The 18,478-nt window shown below is 72.9% G+C and carries 21 protein-coding genes and 1 tRNA gene; 16 read left to right on the plus strand and 6 right to left on the minus strand.

The features are described 5' to 3' along the window. Window positions 1–90: 90 nt before the first annotated feature. From ABZX40_RS39725 to ABZX40_RS39735, 3 genes are all read right to left on the minus strand, one after another. Window positions 91–1,962 carry a copper resistance protein CopC gene (locus ABZX40_RS39725; protein WP_355751050.1) on the minus strand — a complete coding sequence of 624 codons (1,872 nt, stop codon included), beginning with the start codon at window positions 1,960–1,962 and terminating at the stop codon, window positions 91–93. A gap of 227 nt (window positions 1,963–2,189) precedes the next feature. Further along, window positions 2,190–2,846 carry a GNAT family N-acetyltransferase gene (locus ABZX40_RS39730; RefSeq protein ID WP_355751006.1) on the minus strand — a complete coding sequence of 219 codons (657 nt, stop codon included), beginning with the start codon at window positions 2,844–2,846 and terminating at the stop codon, window positions 2,190–2,192. Then, window positions 2,839–5,133, minus strand: coding sequence for a penicillin acylase family protein (locus tag ABZX40_RS39735; RefSeq protein ID WP_355751009.1), 2,295 nt, complete (start codon window positions 5,131–5,133; stop codon window positions 2,839–2,841). Before ABZX40_RS39735 ends, ABZX40_RS39730 begins: the two co-directional genes overlap by 8 nt. Before the next feature lie 240 nt (window positions 5,134–5,373). Here ABZX40_RS39735 and ABZX40_RS39740 point away from each other — a divergent pair, with 240 nt between their 5' ends. The 5 genes from ABZX40_RS39740 (at window position 5,374) to ABZX40_RS39760 (ending at window position 8,382) form a co-directional block, all read left to right on the plus strand. Continuing rightward, window positions 5,374–6,045 (plus strand): siderophore-interacting protein, encoded by a 672-nt coding sequence (locus ABZX40_RS39740; RefSeq protein WP_355751053.1) that lies wholly within the window; start codon window positions 5,374–5,376, stop codon window positions 6,043–6,045. Between the two features lie 27 nt (window positions 6,046–6,072). Continuing rightward, window positions 6,073–6,672: an HhH-GPD-type base excision DNA repair protein gene (locus tag ABZX40_RS39745; RefSeq protein WP_355751012.1), complete on the plus strand. Its 600-nt coding sequence runs from the start codon at window positions 6,073–6,075 to the stop codon at window positions 6,670–6,672. Between the two features lie 384 nt (window positions 6,673–7,056). Further along, a complete protein-coding gene (locus ABZX40_RS39750) occupies window positions 7,057–7,722 on the plus strand; it encodes an HdeD family acid-resistance protein (RefSeq protein WP_355751015.1) in 666 nt (221 codons plus the stop codon). 98 nt (window positions 7,723–7,820) lie between these two features. Continuing rightward, on the plus strand, window positions 7,821–8,144 hold the full coding sequence (locus ABZX40_RS39755; protein WP_355751018.1) for a hypothetical protein: 324 nt from the start codon (window positions 7,821–7,823) through the stop codon (window positions 8,142–8,144). A gap of 58 nt (window positions 8,145–8,202) precedes the next feature. After that, window positions 8,203–8,382: a hypothetical protein gene (locus ABZX40_RS39760; RefSeq protein ID WP_355751021.1), complete on the plus strand. Its 180-nt coding sequence runs from the start codon at window positions 8,203–8,205 to the stop codon at window positions 8,380–8,382. 48 nt (window positions 8,383–8,430) lie between these two features. On the opposite strand, the gene ABZX40_RS39765 is transcribed toward ABZX40_RS39760, so the two are convergent. Next, window positions 8,431–10,116 carry a helicase HerA-like domain-containing protein gene (locus ABZX40_RS39765; protein WP_355751024.1) on the minus strand — a complete coding sequence of 562 codons (1,686 nt, stop codon included), beginning with the start codon at window positions 10,114–10,116 and terminating at the stop codon, window positions 8,431–8,433. Between the two features lie 141 nt (window positions 10,117–10,257). Between ABZX40_RS39765 and ABZX40_RS39770 the strand changes: the two genes are divergently transcribed. Then, a complete protein-coding gene (locus ABZX40_RS39770; RefSeq protein ID WP_003991361.1) occupies window positions 10,258–10,554 on the plus strand; it encodes a type II toxin-antitoxin system VapB family antitoxin in 297 nt (98 codons plus the stop codon). 189 nt (window positions 10,555–10,743) lie between these two features. Then, window positions 10,744–11,403 carry a LytR C-terminal domain-containing protein gene (locus ABZX40_RS39775; RefSeq protein WP_355751027.1) on the plus strand — a complete coding sequence of 220 codons (660 nt, stop codon included), beginning with the start codon at window positions 10,744–10,746 and terminating at the stop codon, window positions 11,401–11,403. Between the two features lie 115 nt (window positions 11,404–11,518). On the opposite strand, the gene upp is transcribed toward ABZX40_RS39775, so the two are convergent. Then, entirely contained in the window at window positions 11,519–12,154 is a 636-nt protein-coding gene (upp, locus tag ABZX40_RS39780; protein ID WP_355751030.1) for a uracil phosphoribosyltransferase, read from the minus strand. 96 nt (window positions 12,155–12,250) lie between these two features. Between upp and ABZX40_RS39785 the strand changes: the two genes are divergently transcribed. From ABZX40_RS39785 to ABZX40_RS39825, 9 genes are all read left to right on the plus strand, one after another. Continuing rightward, a complete protein-coding gene (locus ABZX40_RS39785) occupies window positions 12,251–12,460 on the plus strand; it encodes a hypothetical protein (protein ID WP_355751033.1) in 210 nt (69 codons plus the stop codon). 299 nt (window positions 12,461–12,759) lie between these two features. Further along, window positions 12,760–13,284: a hypothetical protein gene (locus ABZX40_RS39790; protein WP_355751055.1), complete on the plus strand. Its 525-nt coding sequence runs from the start codon at window positions 12,760–12,762 to the stop codon at window positions 13,282–13,284. 65 nt (window positions 13,285–13,349) lie between these two features. After that, the gene (gene tadA, locus ABZX40_RS39795) at window positions 13,350–13,781 is read left to right on the plus strand and encodes a tRNA adenosine(34) deaminase TadA (RefSeq protein ID WP_355751058.1); all 432 of its coding nucleotides are present in this window, start codon (window positions 13,350–13,352) and stop codon (window positions 13,779–13,781) included. Between the two features lie 75 nt (window positions 13,782–13,856). Further along, window positions 13,857–13,944: transfer RNA gene (locus ABZX40_RS39800), tRNA-Ser, on the plus strand. Between the two features lie 425 nt (window positions 13,945–14,369). Further along, window positions 14,370–14,546 (plus strand): hypothetical protein, encoded by a 177-nt coding sequence (locus ABZX40_RS39805; protein WP_355751036.1) that lies wholly within the window; start codon window positions 14,370–14,372, stop codon window positions 14,544–14,546. Between the two features lie 7 nt (window positions 14,547–14,553). Further along, on the plus strand, window positions 14,554–14,847 hold the full coding sequence (locus ABZX40_RS39810; protein WP_355751039.1) for a Dabb family protein: 294 nt from the start codon (window positions 14,554–14,556) through the stop codon (window positions 14,845–14,847). Between the two features lie 184 nt (window positions 14,848–15,031). After that, a complete protein-coding gene (locus ABZX40_RS39815) occupies window positions 15,032–15,997 on the plus strand; it encodes an RNA polymerase sigma factor SigF (protein ID WP_355751061.1) in 966 nt (321 codons plus the stop codon). Window positions 15,998–16,418: 421 nt separating this feature from the next. After that, window positions 16,419–17,351, plus strand: a complete 933-nt coding sequence (locus tag ABZX40_RS39820; protein ID WP_355751042.1) for an RNA polymerase sigma factor SigF — start codon at window positions 16,419–16,421, stop codon at window positions 17,349–17,351. Window positions 17,352–17,422: 71 nt separating this feature from the next. Then, complete coding sequence (locus tag ABZX40_RS39825) at window positions 17,423–18,040, plus strand: hypothetical protein (protein ID WP_355751045.1); 618 nt, start codon at window positions 17,423–17,425, stop codon at window positions 18,038–18,040. A gap of 95 nt (window positions 18,041–18,135) precedes the next feature. On the opposite strand, the gene ABZX40_RS39830 is transcribed toward ABZX40_RS39825, so the two are convergent. Next, entirely contained in the window at window positions 18,136–18,327 is a 192-nt protein-coding gene (locus tag ABZX40_RS39830; protein WP_355751047.1) for a hypothetical protein, read from the minus strand. Window positions 18,328–18,478 lie beyond the last annotated feature (151 nt).

An 18,478-nucleotide genomic window follows, 5' to 3' on the forward strand; every position in this document is an offset into this window, starting at 1 on the left:
AGCGGCCCGATCACCGTCCAGGCCTGATCAGTCAATTCATGACGTCGCACCACGAACGGAGCAACGACCAACCAACTTTGCGGACACGCCCTAGGGCAGCACCTGGAGGGTTCGTGTCTCGCTCACCTGGTCCAGCTCGGACACCCGGATCGTCAGTTTCATGGTCCAGGTGCCCTCGATGGGCAGGGTGAGCGAGTCCGTGGCCCAGTAGCCGCCGCGGTCGGTCAGCTCGGCGTCGATCGGGCCGAGTTCCTTGTCGGGCAGGGTGAACGACAGCCGCAGCTCGGGGAGGATCGTCAGCCCGCCGTCCGCGCCGAAGACGACCGCCTGGACGGAGTTGTCGCCGACCCGGGCCGGGTCGAGCGCGATCTCGACCGTGCCGGACCCGCCGGGCGTCCCGGTGTCGAAGGGCACGGTCACGGCGGCGGTGCGCGGCTGCGCGGCCACCGGCACGGACGCCCCGGCCGCCGTCTCAACCTCCGCCTCGGCCCGGCCGGGCAGGGTGGCCGTCAGCACGGTGGTGACGAGCAGGACGACCACGGCGACGACGGCCTCGGCGAGCACGGAGCGGCGCAGGGCACGGCGGTGTTGTTGCCCGGGACCGCCCTCGTCGGGCCCGGGTTCCGGGGACTTTCCCGGCTCGGGTTCCGGTGGCTGCTCCGGCCCGGTCTCCGGGGACTTCTCCGGCCCGGCGTCCGGTCCGGCGTCCCGCCCGGGGCCGTCCCCGACAGCCACCGGAACCGGAACCGGAACCGGAGCCAGAACCGGAACCGGAAGAACCCGTTTCGGCATCCCCGCCCCCGCCCCTTCCCCCTCCGCCACCCATCTCCAGACAATCCGGCGGGAAACCCCCGCCACCCCCAGCAGCGTCGCCACCGCGAGCAGCTTCAGCAGCAGCACCCGCCCGTACACGGTCCCGGTGAGCGCGGAGAAGGAGCCGAGCCCCCGCCAGGACTGGTAGACGCCGGTCACCACCAGCACCGTCACCGCCGCGAAGGCGATCCGGGAGAAGCGCCGCACCGCCGGCAGCCCGAGCCCCGCCGTCCCCCGCAGGCTCGCCGGCAGCGCGGCCAGGCCGCCCAGCCAGACGCCCGTCGCCAGCAGATGCAGCGTCGAGGAGGCGACGGCCACCGGCACCTGGATCCCGGCCGAGGCGTGCTCGGCCGCCGACCAGGTCACCGCGAGCGCGACCCCGACGACGGCCGCGGCACCGGTCAGCACCGGGGTGCGCCGCCGGGACAGGCGTACGAGCAGCAGCGCGGCGGGGGCGAGCAGCAGCAGCCGGGCCGCCAGCAGGATGCCGGGGCGGCCGGAGAGGGTACGGGTGAGGCCACCGGGGTCGAGGGCGGTCGCGGGGGCGGTGCCGGCCTCGTAGGGGGCGCGGAGCAGGAGCAGGGCGAAGGTGGTGACCAGCAGGGTCCACCAGGCCGTCCGCAGCAGCGGGCGGAGCGGCCCGGTGCCGGGCGGACGGCACAGCAGCGCGAAGGCGGCCACCCCGATCAGCACGGCCCCGGCGAGATACGCCAGATAGCGGGCGGTGTTCTGGAGCGCGCTGGTGGCCCGGTTCTCGGGCGGGCCGGTGTCGACGGCGGGCGGGGCCGGTGAGGGGGCGCCGATGGAGAAGGTGAAGGCGCCGGAGACGGGGTGGCTGTCGGAGGACACCACCCGCCAGGCCACGGTGTAGGTGCCGCGGTCCAGGCCGGTGGCGGGGAGGACGACCCGCAGGGTGTCCGCGCCGCCGGGGGCGTGGCCGACCGAGCGGGGGCGGAGCCGGTGGTTGCCGGGGTCGTAGATCCGGATCGACCCCTCCAGCAGGCCGACGGACTCGGTGAAGGTGAGGGTGAGTTCGGTGGGGGCGTCGGCGACGACGCTGCCGTCGCCGGGGTCGGTGGAGCGCAGGGCGGTGTGCGCGGAGGCCGGTCCGGCTCCGGCGAGGAGCAGGGCCAGCAGCGTTCCGAGCAGGGTTCCGAGCTGGACCAGGGCACGAAGCCGGTACCGGCCGCCGCCACCGCGTCCGTCGTCACCGCGTCCGTCGCCATCGCCCGTCACGCCGTCGTCTCTCCGTCCGTCCTCGCCACTGTCCCGGGTACAGGGGCCGCGTACAGGACCCCAGGTACAGGACCCCCGGTACAGGGCCCAGGTACAGGGGCCGCTTACAGGTAGGGATACGGACGGCGGGGGGCTTGTGCTCAGCGGCCGGGGAAGGTCCCCGCGCCCTCCCGTCCGGGAAGGGCGTACTCGCCGCCCGGAAACGCCGATTCCCGTTCCAGGAAGGCCAGCTGCGCCTTCTTCTCCGGGAGGTAGACGTCCGGCAGATCGACCTCCGGGAGCCGCACCACCGGTCCGGGGGTGAAGCCGCAGCGGACCATCCGGGCCAGCGCCTTCTCGTTGCGGGTGTCGGGGTCGACGACGATCCGCCGCCGGTCCAGGGTCACCAGGGCGAAGCCCATCAGCACCGACATCAGCGCCGTGCCCCAGCCGGGCCGCACCCCGCCCGGCCCGGCCGGGGCGACCAGCAGATGGACGCCGATGTCCCCGGGCCGTACCTCGTAGCACGCGCCGACCCGGTCGGCCTCCGGCTCGTATGTCTGGAAGAGGGCGACCGGGGTGTGGTCCTTGACCACCAGATAGGCGTGATGGGTGGTCAGGGTCTCCATATGGGCGTAGATCTCGGTGATGCCCCGGCGGTCCACCCCGGTCATGCCCCAGAACACGGCCCGTTCCTCGCTGACCCAGCCGTGCACCGCCGGGGCGTCCCGCTCGGGGTCCAGGGGCAGCACCCGTACGGTGCCGAAGCCGTCGATCACCGTCTCGTGGACCGCGCGGCGGTGGGCGTAATCAGGCATCGGCATCTCCATCGGCATGGGCATGGGCATGGGCCTCGGTCTCGGGGTCGGTCTCGGGGTCCGTCTCCCTCTCCTGGACGAGTTGGTCCCAGTCGGTGACGACGGGGGCGAGTTCCCCGGCGAGCCACAGGGGGAGCTGGTCACGGTGGTGGGGGGAGCCGGGGACGCCGGACGCGCCGAACGGCACCACCCAGCGGCTGTTCTCGCGCCGGGCCAGGTCCCAGACGTAACGGGCGGCCGGGCCGCGTACGGCCAGATCGGTGACGCCGGGGACGGAGGAGGTGCACAGCACGCAGTCGTGGTCGCCGGAGAGGGCCGGGAGGGAGGTGCCCCCGGGGCCCGCGTCCGGGGGCCAGGCCCGCCAGGGCGCCAGGCGATGGGTCTCGCCCCACATCCGGCGCTCCGCCGCGGGCCGGGCCGCCGTCTCCTCCAGCGCCGCGCGCACCAGCGGCCCCCGCTCGACGCCGTACAGCTCGTCGGCGTCGAGGAGGTGTTCGAGGGCGAGGCCGATGCGCGGGCGCAGGGCCAGCCAGGGCTGGAACGGCTCGGGGTAGGCGGGCGGTTCGCCGAGCGGGGCGAACACCGGGTGCGCGGCGAGTCGGCGGACCACGGCGGAGCGCAGCGCGGCGAACGCGGCGGCGTCCCGGCTGGTGGCCTCCATCCGGCGGTCCCAGCGCAGCAGCCGCTCGCGCAGACCGGCGGCGGCGGGCGTGAGGGCGTCGGCGGGCAGCGCGGCGATCCGGTCCAGCAGGGCGCTGGCGCTCAGCAGCAGGGTGTCGGTGTGCAGCGGGGCCATGGCGTCGGCGGACCAGTGCCGTCGTTCGGCGAGCCGGGCGGTGATCCGGTCGGCGCGGTGCGGGGCGGCGAACTCGACGCCGAGCGGGGCGGCGGGGCCGCGCTGGTTGGCCATCACGGCGATGCCGTCGGTGAGCCCGGCGCGGGGTGTCTCGTGCCAGCCGGTCCACTCGTGCCCGGGTTCCCAGGCGGGCACCGGGCGGATCCGGTTGGCGTCCGCCCGGACCGGCACCCGGCCCGCGACCCGGTGCAGGGTGGCGCCCCCGGTGTCGGCGGCGAGCACCACGTTGACCGGCTCCACCCAGCGGTCGAGAGCCCGGTCGACCTCGGCGACGGTCCGGGCCCGCAGCAGCGGCAGCAGCGCGCCGAAGCCGAGATCGGCGGTGACGCGGGGCGGGTGACGGAGGCTGAGGGCGAGGGGGGTGGGGGTATCGATATCGACGGCGATATCGACATCGCCGTCTTCCAGCCCTCCCAGCCCCTCCGATCCCTTCAGCCCCTCCGTTCCTTTCAACCCCTCCAAGCCCGCTGGTCCCTCCAGACCCTCCAGCCCCTCCAGCCCCTCCAAGCCCTCTGGTCCCCCCGCGATCACCGGCCCCCGCGCGGTCTCGATCACCTCGACCGGCACCGGTTCCTCCCCCGCCACCGACACGGTCTCGGTGTAGCGGCGGGCCCGTCTCCAGCGGCCGTCGGGGTCGAGGGCCTCGACGCCGATGCCGGTGCGGCGCAGGCGTTCGCGGTACAGGTCCTGGTAGTCGGCCATGGCGTTGGTGATGGCCCAGGCGACCGTGCCGGTGTGGCCGAAGTGGGCGATGCCGGGGACGCCGGGCACGGCGAGGCCGAGGACGTCGAACTCCGGGCAGGCCAGCCGGATCTGCTGGTAGACGCCGGGGTCCTCGATGACCCGGTGCGGGTCACCGGCGAGGAGGGCGTGGCCGGTGACGGTCCGGTCACCGGCGACCAGCCAGCCGTTGCTGCCGGCCGTGCCGGGGCCGTCGGTGGCGAACAGCCCGACCGCGGCCGGGCCCAGCCGCCGTACCGCCCGCTCCCGCCAGAGCTTGAGCGGGAGCCCGGTGAACAGCACATGCGTGGAGAGCCAGACGCCGAGCGGGGTCCAGGGCTCCCAGCGGCCGGGGGCGAGGCGGGCCGCGGTGAACTCGGGGGCGCGGCGGGCGCCTTCCGCGAGCCCGGCGTTGACGCCCTCGGTGTAGGCGGTGACCCACTCGGCGCTCTCGGGATCCTCGTCGGCGAGCCGGTCGAAGCAGCGGCGGGCGGTGTCGGCGAGCAGAGCGCGGCGGGCCAGGACGTCCCAGGGCAGCGCGGCCGTACCGAGGAAGGCGGCGGAGGTGCCGAGCAGACGGTGGCGTTCGGTCTCCAGTTGCCAGGCGCGGTCCAGGGCGGTGACCCGACCCTGGGCGCGGGCGAGTTCACGCGCGCTCCCGGCGCGCAGATGCGGGATGCCGTGGGCATCGCGGTAGGTCTCGGTACGCACCCTGTCTCTTCTCTGTCCGCCGCCGTCCACTCGGGCGATTTTAGGTTAGGCTTGCCTAAGTTAACCGATGGAGAGAGAGCGTACGCGACCCGCGAAGGGACACGAAGGGACACCATGGGGCAGGGGCAGGGGCAGGAGCCGGGGGCGGAACCCGGACAGGGACCCGGACAGGGACCCGGACAAGGGCAGGCGCAGCGGCAGCGACCGGGGCACGGCTGGCAGGGCACGGTCCTGAAGTGGATGGGCGCGAAGGACTTCGTGCTGACCGTGACCGGCGTCGAGGACGTGAGCCCGTCCTACCGGCGGCTGCAGCTGTCGGACGGTGATCTGCTCGCCTCGTACGGCCCGCATCCCACCATGTGGGTACGGCTCTGGTTCGACAGGGCGGGCAAGCCGCACCAGCGCGCGTACACGCTGGTCGACCCGGACCGGGAGACCGGCACCTTCTCCCTTGAGTTCGCACTCCACGAGGGGTGCGCCAGTGACTGGGCGCGGGCGGCGAAGCCCGGTGACACGATCGAGGCGACGGTGCAGGGCACGGGCTTCCAGCGGCCCCGGCCCGAGCCCTCCCACGTCTTCGCGATCGGTGATCCGGCCTCGCTGCCCGCGCTCAACTCCCTCTTCGACACGTTCGGCGCGGCCCCGGCCACGCTGTGGTTCGAGGGCGCCCTCGACGGCCTGCCCTGCCGGGCCGACCCCGACCGCACCACGGTCCACGAGGTCCCGCGCGCGGGCTCCGCCCTGGCCGACCGGGTCCGCGCCGACCTGCCCGCCCTGCTGCGGGCGACCTCAGACCCGTACGTCTGGATCGCCTGCGACACGGCGACCACCCGCACCCTGTCGTCGTACGTCCGCCGGGAACTCGGCGTCCCCAAGGACCGGACGCACGCGCTGGGCTACTGGCGCGCGTAACCGCGTCCGGCGCGGGATCATCGACGCATGGACGTCAGCCTGCACCTCGCCCAGGACCCGGACGCCGACGCGCTGCTCGGCCGCTCACCGCTCGCCGCGCTGACCGGGATGCTGCTGGACCAGCAGATCCCGATGGAGTGGGCGTTCAAGGGACCGCGCACCATCGCCGACCGGCTCGGGGCGGACGACCTGGACGCGCACGAGATCGCCGCGCGCGACCCGGAGGAGTTCGCGGCGGTGCTCTCCGCCAAACCGGCCGTGCACCGCTACCCCGGTTCCATGGCCAAGCGCGTCCAGCAGCTGTGCCAGTACCTGGTGGACCACTACGACGGTGACCCCGAGGCGCTGTGGCGGGACGCGGACAGCGGGGCCGAACTCCTGCGCCGCCTGGAGGCCCTGCCGGGCTTCGGCAAGCAGAAGGCGCAGATCTTCCTGGCCCTGCTCGGCAAGCAGCTCGGCGTACGCCCGCCCGGCTGGCGGGAGGCGGCGGGCGCGTACGGCGAGCCCGAGGCGTACCGCTCGGTCGCGGACATCACCGGCCCGGACTCCCTGGCCCGGGTCCGCGCCCACAAACAGGAGATGAAGGCCGCGGCGAAAGCGGCGAAGGCCTCCGGCAAACGCCCCTGAGCGTCCCGCCGGCGACGCGGGTGCGCGGATGCGGGACGGGGGGCGGGGGCGGACCGGCACCCCGGATCCGGCCGCGCGAGACGGCACAGGCGCGCGCCGGACATCGACGCGAGGACCTCCGACGGCGAGGACCCCCGACGGCGCGGTCGGCGGCGGTCCGCCGACCGCCCCGGGAAGCGGCCGAGACCAGATGATCCGCCCGACGCCCGGCAACGGACAGGGCCAGACGACCAGCTGAACACCCAGCAACGGACAAGCCCAGCCGGTCAGCTGAGCACCCGGCAACCACCAAGACCGGGACGGTCGCCCCCGCCAACACCGAACGATCAGCCGCTTGGACCGTCTCCGGTGGCGGCCCCGCCCCCCGCGGTCCAAGCATGGATCATGACCGAGCCATCGAGCGGTCCCCCCGGGGGCCCCGAGTACGACGACCGCAAGGTCCACACCGGGCACCCCGGCGGCAACCGGTACGAGCCCGAACCGCCCTTCGAGGGCCCGCTGCACGCCCTGTCCCGGGCCGCCTGGCAGGTGGTGCTGGTCACCGGCCTCGCCTCGCTGGTGCTCGGGCTGCTGATCCTGATCTGGCCGGGGCCCTCCCTGCTCGTCGCCGGGGTGCTGTTCGGCCTCTACCTGCTGATCAGCGGCATCTTCCAGCTGGCCGCCGCGTTCGGCACCCACCGGACGACCTCGCTGCGGGTGCTGGCCTTCATCAGCGGCGCGCTGTCGATCGTGCTGGGCCTGTTCTGCTTCCGCGGCCCGACCCAGTCCATCCTGCTGCTGGCCCTGTGGATCGGCATCGGCTGGCTGATCCGCGGCATCACCCAGACGCTGGCCGGCTTCTCCGACACCGCGATGCCCGCCCGTGGCTGGCAGATCTTCCTCGGCATCGTCACCTTCCTCGCCGGGATCGTGCTGATCGTCTCCCCGTTCGAGTCGATCGCCGTACTGACCCTGGTCACCGGCATCTGGCTGCTCGCCGTCGGCATCGTCGAGATCATCACCGCCGTCCGGATGCGGGGCCGCGCACGAGAGGTGCCGCGGACCCTGTGAACGAGGGGCAGGGCGGCCGGGGCGGGCCGCTACGCCGAGCGGGCGGTTGTGGCGTCCACGGGGCGGGCGTCACCGCCCCGCCGGGGGACACCACCCCCATGCCCCGTCCCCCCGCCCACCGCACCTGGCTGCGGATCGCGGTCCTGCTGCTGGCCCTGCTGGTCCCGGGCGCGCACAGCGGGGCCCACGCCCTCCCCCTGACGGCGACGGTCTGCGAGAACGGCGGTACGACGGCCGAGTACGACGTCCTCGGTACCGCGCTGCGCCCGGTCACCCGGAGCGCCCAGCACCCGGCCGCCCCGCCCCGCCCCGAGCCGCTCCGGCCCGCCGGACCCGCTCCCGCCGCCCACCGCGGACACCCCGCGCCACCCCTGGCCCCGTACTCCCTGCACTGCCTCCGCTCGGTGGTCCTGCGCTGCTGATCCCGGCGCCCGGCCCCGCCCCTGATGACTCATCACGCACCGAGCGAGGTACTCCGTCATGCCCACCGACCCCTACGCCGTGCTGCGCGCCCTGCTGCGCGCGGAAGCCCGCCGCAACGCCCCCGACCACCCGGCCGAACCACAACCACCACGGGCACAACAACCGGAGCGCCCGCAGCCCTCCGAACCCGCACTGTCGACGCCCTCCGCCCAGAGGGAGCGGCGCGGCAACGGCTGACCCGCCGAGCCGGGCGCCTCCCACCTCCTCCCCCCGGGAGGCGCCCGCTCAGCGGCGCCGGGCCGTACCGAACAGCGAGCGGGTGATCTCCCGCCCGATCTGGGTGCCGAGCGACCGGGCCAGCGACTTGAACATGCCGCTGCCGACGACCTGTTCGACCATCGACTCGGGCTCCCCCTCCCCCTCCCCCTCCCCCTTCTTCCGCCGGGGTCCGGCCGACGGCCCGGAGGCAGTGGTGGTAGGGGTGGCGGCGGTGTCGGCTCCGGCGGCCCGCGCCGCGAGCTTCTCGAACGCCGACTCCCGGTCCACAGCCTGTGCATAACGCGCGAAGAGCGGCGACGCGGCGACCGCCCGGTCCAGGGTGTCCGTCCCGACCGGGCCCATCAAGGACTCCGGCGCCCGCAGCCGGGTCGCGGCGACCGGCGTGGGCGCGCCCTTCTCACTGAGCACGGTGACCACCGCCTCGCCGGTGCCGAGCCCGGTGAGCAGCTCTTCGAGGTCGTACGGCGAACGGGGGAAGGTCCTGACCGTCGCCTTCAGGGCCTTCTGGTCCTCGGGGGTGAAGGCGCGCAGGGCGTGCTGGACCCGGTTGCCGAGCTGGGCGAGGACATCGGCGGGGACGTCCTTCGGGGTCTGGGTCACGAAGAAGACCCCCACCCCTTTCGAGCGAATGAGCCGTACGGTCTGGGTGATCGCGTCCAGGAACGCCTTCGACGCGTCGTTGAAGAGCAGATGCGCCTCGTCGAAGAAGAACACCAGCTTCGGCCGGTCGGCGTCCCCGACCTCCGGCAGATCATGGAAGAGATCCGCCAGCAGCCACATCAGAAAGGTGGAGAACAGCCGCGGTCTGTCCTGGACGGCGGAGAGTTCGAGGACCGAGACCGTGCCGCGTCCGTCGGGCGCCGTCCGCAGGAACTCGGCGGTGTCGAACTCCGGCTCCCCGAAGAAGTCGCCCATCCCCTGGCCCTCGAACGCGGTCAGCGCCCGCAGGATCACCCCGGCGGTGGCCGTGGACAGCCCGCCGATCGCCTTCAGCTCGCTCTTCCCCTCGTCGGAGGTGAGGAACGCGACGACCGCCCGCAGATCCTTGAGGTCGTACAGCTCAAGGCCCTTCTGGTCGGCGTAGTGGAAGATCAGGCCGAGCGACTGCTCCTGGGTCTGGTTCAGCTGGAGCACCTTGGAGAGCAGCACCGGGCCGAAGCTGGTGACGGTGGCGCGCAGCGGGATGCCGTGCCCGATGCCGCCGAGCGCGTAGAACTCGGCGGGGAAGCCGGTCGCGGTCCAGTGCTGGCGCACCTCGGCGGCGCGGGAGCGCAGCTGGTCGCCGTCGGCGCCGGGCGCGGAGATGCCGGAGACGTCCCCCTTGATGTCCGCGAGGAACACGGGGACGCCCTGCGCGGACAGCTGCTCGGCGATCAGCTGGAGGGTCTTGGTCTTGCCGGTGCCGGTGGCGCCCGCGACCAGTCCGTGCCGGTTGAGCATCGGCAGCGGGACGCGCACCTGCGCGCCGGGCAGACAGACGCCGTCCCAGAGCAGCGCGCCCAGTTCGAGGGCGGGCCCACCGAAGGCGTACCCGGCGGCGATCTCGGCGGCGGGCGGGGGGAGGCCGGAACCGGGAGGGGAACCGGGAACGGAACCGGGCGGGGAGCCGGGACCGGAATCGGGAGGGGAGCCGGGCGGAGAGCCGGGAAGGGAACCCGACGGAGAGCCGGGGACGGGGTCGCTGTCGCTCATGTCAGACCTCTGTGGTCGGGTCTCTATGTCGAACCTGTGTCGACAAGTCTTCCGGTTTGCCCCGGTTGACGGCATCTTTTCCGATGTCGCACTGCCTCTCCATGGCTGCGCCGTGAAGCGCTTGCCCGGTAGGCTTTCCGTGTGATCTTCAAGCGCATCGGAAACGGCCGGCCGTACCCCGACCACGGCCGGGACAGCACCCGGCAGTGGGCCGACGTCGCGCCGCGCCCGGTCCGCCTCGATCAGCTCGTGACCACCAAGCAGCAACTCGACCTGGAGACGCTGCTCGCCGAGGACTCCACCTTCTACGGCGACCTCTTCGCGCATGTCGTGAAGTGGCAGGGCGATCTGTATCTGGAGGACGGACTGCACCGCGCGGTGCGCGCCGCGCTCCAGCAGCGCCAGGTGCTGCACGCCCGCGTCCTCGAACTGGACTGACCCGGACACCTACCCCGGGCCTCCCTCGGTCCTCCCCGGACCCACGCCGGACCGGCCCCGCCCATCCCTCCCGGACCGGCCCCGCCTCGCCTCGCCCGCAGCGCGCCTATTGGCCCTTTCGGGTTGGACTGGGCGACGTCGAATGATCATCTAGTAGGCATCACCACTCAGGCGCACTACGCTGCGCTCATGAGCATGCTGACTCCCCCCGGCATGGGTGGCCAGTACCGGATCACGGGGGGCAAGTACCCGCGTATGCGCCGGCCCCGGCGACGGGGACGGCTGGTGCTCGCGGTGGTGGCGTCGACCACCGCGATCGGCCTGGTCGGCTGGGGCACCTTGCAGCTCATCGATGTCTTCACCGGCGGCGGCGACTCCGCGGCGGCGGTCGGGACCAAGGGACACTGCCCGGGGACGGCGAGCCCGTCGCCGAGCGGCGCGGGCTCCGCGGGCGCGGACACCCCGGCCGCCGGCCCGCCACCGGCCCCCGGGAAGATCACCGTCAACGTCCTGAACGCCACCACCCGCTCCGGCCTCGCCAAACGCACGGCGGACGAGCTGGCGAAGCGCGGCTTCAAGATCGGCGAGGTGGGGAACGCGGCGAAGCAGTACGACAAGAAGGTCAAGGGCACGGCCATACTGCTCGGCCCCACCGCCCCGCTGCCGGTCCTCGCCACCCAGCTCAACACCGCGGAACGCCGGGCGGACGCGTCCCGCAAGGGCATGGAGATCGACCTGATCCTCGGCGACGCGTTCAAGTCCCTGGACACCCGCACCAAGTCGACCCGGGCCCTCACCGCCCTGACATCCCCCGAACCAACGGCGACGGCCTCGGCCAAGGGCTGCTGAGAGGGCGCTTCTCTTCCCTCGGGGGCGCTTCTCGTGCCTCGGGGGCGCGGGGAACGGCGCGACCAGCCACAACGCGCCCGCAGCCACACCCGCACCCGCACCCACCCTCGGATCCCTACTCCGCCGCGCCGTACATCCGATCCCCCGCGTCCCCCAGCCCCGGCACGATGTACCCCTGCTCGTTCAGCCGCTCGTCCACGGACGCCGTCACCACCGTCACCGGCGCCCCCGCCAGCTCCCGCTCCATGACCTCGACCCCCTCCGGCGCGGCCAGCAGCACCACCGCCGTCACATCGTCCGCACCGCGCCCGATCAGCTCCCGGATCGCCGCGACCAGCGTCCCGCCCGTCGCCAGCATGGGATCGAGCACATAGACCTGCCGCCCGGACAGATCCTCCGGCATCCGCGTGGCGTACGTGGACGCCTGGAGCGTCTCCTCGTTGCGGATCATGCCGAGGAACCCCACCTCCGCGGTCGGCAGCAGCCGCACCATGCCGTCCAGCATGCCGAGCCCGGCCCGCAGGATCGGTACGACCAGCGGCCGGGGGTGGGACAGCTTGACGCCGGTCGTGCCGCTGACCGGGGTGTGGATGTCGACCTGCTCGGTGCGCACGTCCCGGGTCGCCTCGTAGGCGAGCAGGGTGACCAGTTCGTCGGCGAGCCGGCGGAAGGTCGGGGAGTCGGTGCGCCGGTCGCGCAGGGTGGTGAGCTTGTGAGCGACCAGGGGGTGGTCGACGACATGGAGACGCATGCCCCCCACAGTAACCGCGCCCCCTCCCCGCGCGCGCTGGCATCAAACCGCCCGTCCGGGGGAAAGTGGGATGGATCGACTGGGGTGGTGAACACCATGCGTGACCTGCCGGACCGGCCCGACGCGCCGGACGCCTACGACGCGGACCCCGGCGCACGGGAGGCCGACGCGGAGCGACGGCGGCGCCGGGCGCAGTTCCTGCGGGAACTCGCCGAGGCACGCGCCCTGCGCGACCGTGTGCAACCCCGCCGGGCCAAGACCGCCCGGCTGCGCCACGCGATGCGCATGCGAACATTCCGCTGGTAGAGACGGCGCGGCGGGCACACCGGGAAGATCCGCGCCGGGCACGGGCGTTGACCGGGTGGTCGTGCGAGGCACCGGAGAAAAGCCGCGTACGATCCGCACGTGGCGGCGACAAGCGCGCTGGTGACTCTTTGCTCACGTGCGATCAAAAGTGCCAGACACAGGGAGCCGAAGACGTCCCCTGGGCGCCTTGTTTCTGCCACGATTCCGAGTGGGTGGGGCTCGGAGCACCGGACCTCCACCCGCAACCTCCGCCGGGGGGAACCCCAACCGGCACGCCTATGACCAGTGGGAGAGTCACGGTGTACTTCGCCGCACTGCTCGCGCGCACCGAAGACGGGTGGGAAGCGAGCAACACAGAGCTCGACGATGTGGAGACCCTGTCGGATCTGGCCGACCTGGCCCGGGACGCCGCCCCCGACGAGGACACGGTGCTCGTGCTGATCGAGCAGGAGGACGCCTGGTTCGGCGTCGTCCGCTTCGACGGTGAGGACGACCCGCGGATCTACGTCTCCGACGCCGTCGCCGCGGCCCGCAGCAGCTACGGAGAGATGCTGCTCACCGACGAACTGCTCGGCCGGGACCCGGACGGGGGCGACGATCTCGACACCCTCGACCTGGACGGCACCGAGGACGGCGAGCCGGACCGCGCCGACCCGGCGGACGGCGACGGGGACGACTCCCTGCCGCACGGCCCGGTCGGGGACCCCGCGATCCTCGACGACCTGGGCGTCAGCGAGAAGGAACTGCGGTCCCTGTCCGAGGACGCCCTGGGTGAGATCGCCGAGTCCCTGGGCGTCTCGGAGGTGCTGGAGACCGTCCGCTGAGCCCGCCCGCCCCGTCCCCGCAGCCCCCCGCCGCCGACCCGGTGCGCGATCCCTGGCGGGCCGCCATGCGGCTCGCCCTGGACCAGGCCGGAGGGGCCGTCGCCGGCGGTGACGTCCCCGTCGGCGCGGTCCTGCTGGCCCCGGACGGCACGAGTGTGCTGGCGGCCGGGCACAACGAGCGCGAGGCCACCGGCGACCCGACCGCGCACGCCGAGGTGCTGGCGATCCGCCGGGGGGCCGCCGCGCTCGGCCGGTGGCGGCTCACCGGCTGCACCCTGGTGGTCACCCTGGAGCCCTGCACGATGTGCGCGGGCGCCCTGGTGCTCGCCCGGGTGGACCGGGTCGTCTACGGCGCCCGGGACGCCAAGGCGGGCGCCGCCGGCTCCCTCTGGGACGTCGTGCGCGACCGCCGGCTCAACCACCGGCCCGAGGTGATCGAGGGCGTGCTCGGCGACGAGTGCGCCCGGCTCCTGACGGACTTCTTCCGGAGCCGCTGAACCCCGCCGGACGCCGTCCCGCAGGGCCCGATACCGATTTCAAACCAGACCGCCGGTTGCTGTAAGGTCTCCCTCGGTAGCGTGTCCGAGCGGCCGAAGGAGCTCGCCTCGAAAGCGAGTGTGGCGCAAGTCACCGAGGGTTCAAATCCCTCCGCTACCGCCAGTCGCACCGAGAAGGGCCCCGTCGAGAGACGGGGCCCTTCTCGTATGCCGGGCCCTTCTCGTATGCCGGGCCCTTCTCGTATGCCGGAGATGAGCTGGGTCGGGGGAGACGGTCGCGGGGGATCGGCCGTCTCCCCCGGCGGGGGCGGACCTCCAAGTACACGCCGGTCACGGGGAGACATGGCGCGTACCCCGCAGTGGGGATCCGTCCCTGGCCGCCGCGGACTCCTGCCAGCGCCGCCCGGCCACATCCTCATCGTGGTCCCCGGACCCGTGCCGGGCACGGTGGCAAACGGCCCCGCCGCTTGGGCCGTTGGTCCTCAAATCACACCGGAAGCTACACTCACCCGCGGTCAGCAGCGACACAGGTCACAGTCGAGGGTCGTCAGGGTCGTCAAGGTCATAAAGGTCGTAGGGGAGGCCGCGATGGCGGTGAACGCCAAGAAGATCGCCGTCTATGTACTCGTGGTCTTCGTGCTGTATCTGATCATCACGGACCCCGCGAAGGCGGCGGACTACGTCCAGATAGGCTTCGAGGGCATTTCGGACGCGGCCAAGGCCATCGGCGACTTCATGACCTGGGTCGTCAACGGAGGGAACTAGGGAACTCATGATCCGCCACCTGGTGCTGTTCAAGCTCAACGAGGGCGTCTCCCCGGACGACCCCCGGGTCGTCGCCGCGGTCAGGTCGTTCGACGCCCTGGACGACCGGATCGAGGAGCTGCGCGAGTGGGAGCTGGGCCGCAACATCAGCGATCGCCCCATCGCCTACGACTTCGCGATCAACTCGGTCACCGAGGACCGCGACGCCCTCCAGCGCTATCTGGTCCACCCGGACCATCAGGCCGGGGCCGCGCTGTGGCGCGAGGTCGCCACCTGGGTGGTAGCCGACTACGAGTTCTGACCGTTCCCGAGCGCCGGGAAACCCCCGGTCAGTGAGCCCTTCGCCGCAATGGCGGAGGGCTTTCCCCTGTCGTACGAATCAACTCACCCTCAACACGGCGTAATGCGGTGCTTGCACACGGTGCACATGTCTTGTGATGCTATGACCGCTTTTGACGAATGAGTTGACAGATTACGAGGTGGAGTTGACCGTGCCGGCCAGTACTGCGCCTCAAGCACCGCCCCAGGGGTCCCCCGCGGACGCCGCCCCTCCCCCGCCACCGACCTCACCACCGGCCCAGGCGCCGCCGCAGGAACCGCCCCGGACGCCCGGCCAGGCCCCCGGCCAGCCCCCCGTCCAGGCCCCCGCGCAGGCCCCGGCGGGCGGTGGCGGGCCGCAGCGCAGCAGCCGGGGGGCGGACACCCGGGCGCTGACCCAGGTGCTGTTCGGCGAGCTGAAGCAGCATCAGCCGGGTACGCCGGAGCACAACCGGGTGCGCGGGGCGCTCATCGAGGCGAATCTCCCGCTCGTGCGCTACGCCGCCGCCCGCTTCCGGTCCCGCAACGAGCCGATGGAGGACGTGGTCCAGGTCGGCACCATCGGGCTGATCAACGCCATCGACCGGTTCGATCCGGAACGGGGGGTTCAGTTCCCCACGTTCGCCATGCCGACCGTCGTCGGGGAGATCAAACGGTACTTCCGCGACAATGTGCGCACGGTCCATGTGCCGCGCCGCCTCCATGAGCTGTGGGTGCAGGTCAACAGCGCGACCGAGGACCTCACCACCGCCTTCGGGCGCTCCCCCACCACCGCCGAGATCGCCGAGCGGCTCCGGATCTCCGAGGACGAGGTGCTGTCCTGCATCGAGGCCGGACGGTCGTACCACGCCACCTCGCTGGAGGCCGCCCAGGAGGGCGACGGCCTGCCCGGACTCCTGGACCGGCTCGGCTACGAGGACCCGGCGCTGGACGGGGTCGAGCACCGGGATCTCGTCCGGCATCTGCTGGTGCAGCTTCCGGAACGCGAACAGCGAATTCTGCTGCTGCGCTACTACAGCAATCTCACCCAGTCCCAGATCAGCGCGGAACTCGGCGTCTCCCAGATGCATGTCTCACGGCTGCTGGCGCGCAGTTTCCAGCGGCTGCGGACGGCCAACCGGATCGACGCCTGAGACCCGGCGTCCGGCCGGGCGCGGGCGCAACCGGAGTGCCCGGTGACGCGTGACCGGCTGGGCGACCGGCCGGTAACCGGAGCGGCCCGGCCGAGGGCCCCGGGGACGGGGACCGACGGGATCCGGAAGAGCCGGGGTAGTGGACCGGCGCACAACCGAAAGCCAGAGCGACCCATCACCGTCACGAGCGAATCGCTCACCAGGGATGTTGGCAGCGGAATCGGGTTGAAACACCGTCACACCCGCTCTTTCCAGGGCTGATTCGCGTCTCGCATGTCGACATGTCACTACAGCGTGTTGCCGACATGTGACATTCTGCGGGAAGCGCGTTTGCCGTGGCTCCGGCTCCGGTATTCAGGTGAAGGCTGCGCTCCTCGGCAGAGGAGCGGCCGCGACCGTCCCGCGACCCAAAGGGGGTGGCATGTCCGCAGACCAGGGCAGCTCGAAGGTGCTCACGCTGACGAAGAGCGAGGAGGCGCCCGAGGCGCTCACTGCGCTCGGCCCCATCGACACCATCGACGCCTCGCCGGCTCTCGACGCCACCTCGGCCCTCGCGGCCGTACCGGCTCCGGCCGTCCCGGCCGCCTCGGAGGCCATCGACACCCGCACCCTGTCCCGCTCCCTGTTCCTGCGGCTCGCCGCGCTGGACGAGAACAGCCCCGAGCGCGCCTACGTCCGGGACACGCTGATCGAGCTGAACCTCCCGCTGGTGCGGTACGCGGCGGCCCGGTTCCGCTCGCGCAACGAGCCGATGGAGGACATCGTCCAGGTCGGCACGATCGGGCTGATCAAGGCGATCGACCGGTTCGACTGCGAGCGGGGGGTCGAGTTCCCGACCTTCGCGATGCCGACGGTCGTCGGGGAGATCAAGCGGTTCTTCCGTGACACCTCGTGGTCCGTGCGCGTGCCGCGCCGGCTCCAGGAGCTGCGGCTCGCCCTCACCAAGGCGAGCGACGAGCTGTCCCAGAAGCTGGACCGCTCCCCGACCGTCACCGAGCTGGCCTCGGTCCTCGGGGTCTCCGAGGAGGACGTGGTCGACGGCCTCGCGGTCGGCAACGCGTACACCGCGTCCTCGCTGGACTCCCCGGCGCCCGAGGACGACGGCGGCGAGGGCTCCCTCGCGGACCGCCTCGGCTACGAGGACACGGCCCTGGAGGGCGTGGAGTACCGCGAGTCCCTGAAGCCGCTGCTGGCCAAGCTGCCGCCCCGCGAGCGCCGGATCATCATGCTCCGCTTCTTCGCCAATATGACCCAGTCGCAGATCGGCGAGGAGGTCGGCATCTCCCAGATGCATGTCTCCCGGCTGCTGACCCGGACGCTGTCCCAGCTGCGGGAAGGGCTGATCTCGGACTGACCGGATCGATGGCCGCCGGCTCCCCGCACCCGCCGAGGTGCGGGGAGCCGGGCCCGGGGTAGGAACGGGCCATGGATCTGGGGGCGGTACTGATCGCGGTGGCCGGTGTGGCGGGGACGCTCGGCGGGGCGCTGCTCACCCAGCGGGGCGCGGACCGGGCGAAGACCCGCGAGCTGGAGCTGACGAAGGCGATCGAGGAGGCCCGGCTCCAGCGCGAGCTGCGGCGGACCTGCTACACGGAACTGCACCGGGACGCCCGGCAGTTCACGACCGCCCTGAGCCGTCATCTGTATGTACTGCGGGACGGCCCGCCTGGGGACGAGGACATCCAGGCCCTGGAGGACGCCAAGGCCGCGCAGCGCGACCGCTGGTCGGAGACGCTGATGATCGCCCCGGACTCCGTCCTCGCCCCCGCCGCCGCGCTGAACCGGGGGCTCACCCTGGTCTACGGCCAGGTCAAGCGGCTGGAGCGCGGACAGCCCCGGCCGGGCGAGACCCTGCGGTCGGCGGCCGAGGCCCAGCAGGGGCTGTGGGCGCTGGTGCGGGGGGTTCGGGATGCCATGCGGCGGGATCTGGGGGTCACCGTCGGCGGGGACGCGCCCCAGGTGCCGCCGGGGCCACCGCCGGGCGACCCCGGCGCCATCACCGATGACTTCACGGAGCCGCCGGGCGACGGCGGCGCTTCCTAGGCGACGGGGGCGCTTCCTAGCGGTCGGTACGGGTTCCTGGCGGCGACGGCCGGTACGGGTGGCTGCGCCGACGTCGGCTGCGGCGGCTGCGTCGGCTACTTCAGGGCCAGCCAGGCCACCGCCGCCACGATGACGACCGCCGCGACGACGCCGATGATCAGGCCCAGCTTCGGGCCGGAGGACGTCTGCTGCGGGCGGCTGCCCTGGGGGTCGTCGACGAAGGCGCGGAACATCTGGGTGCTGCCAGCGGGGTCCGGGGTGCCCTGGGGATTCTGGGAGTTGGCCATGGCCTGAGACCCTAGCGAAGTCGCTGGCGCTGGCCCAAGTGGGGGTTGCTGGGCGGGGTGGGGAGTGGACCGGGGTTCGGGTTTCTGGGGGCTCCGCCCCCAGACCCCCGTTCGGCCTGAACGGCCTCGTCCTCAAGCGCCGGACGGGCTG

Source organism: Streptomyces sp. NPDC004610 (assembly GCF_040609715.1).
GTDB lineage: Bacteria > Actinomycetota > Actinomycetes > Streptomycetales > Streptomycetaceae > Streptomyces.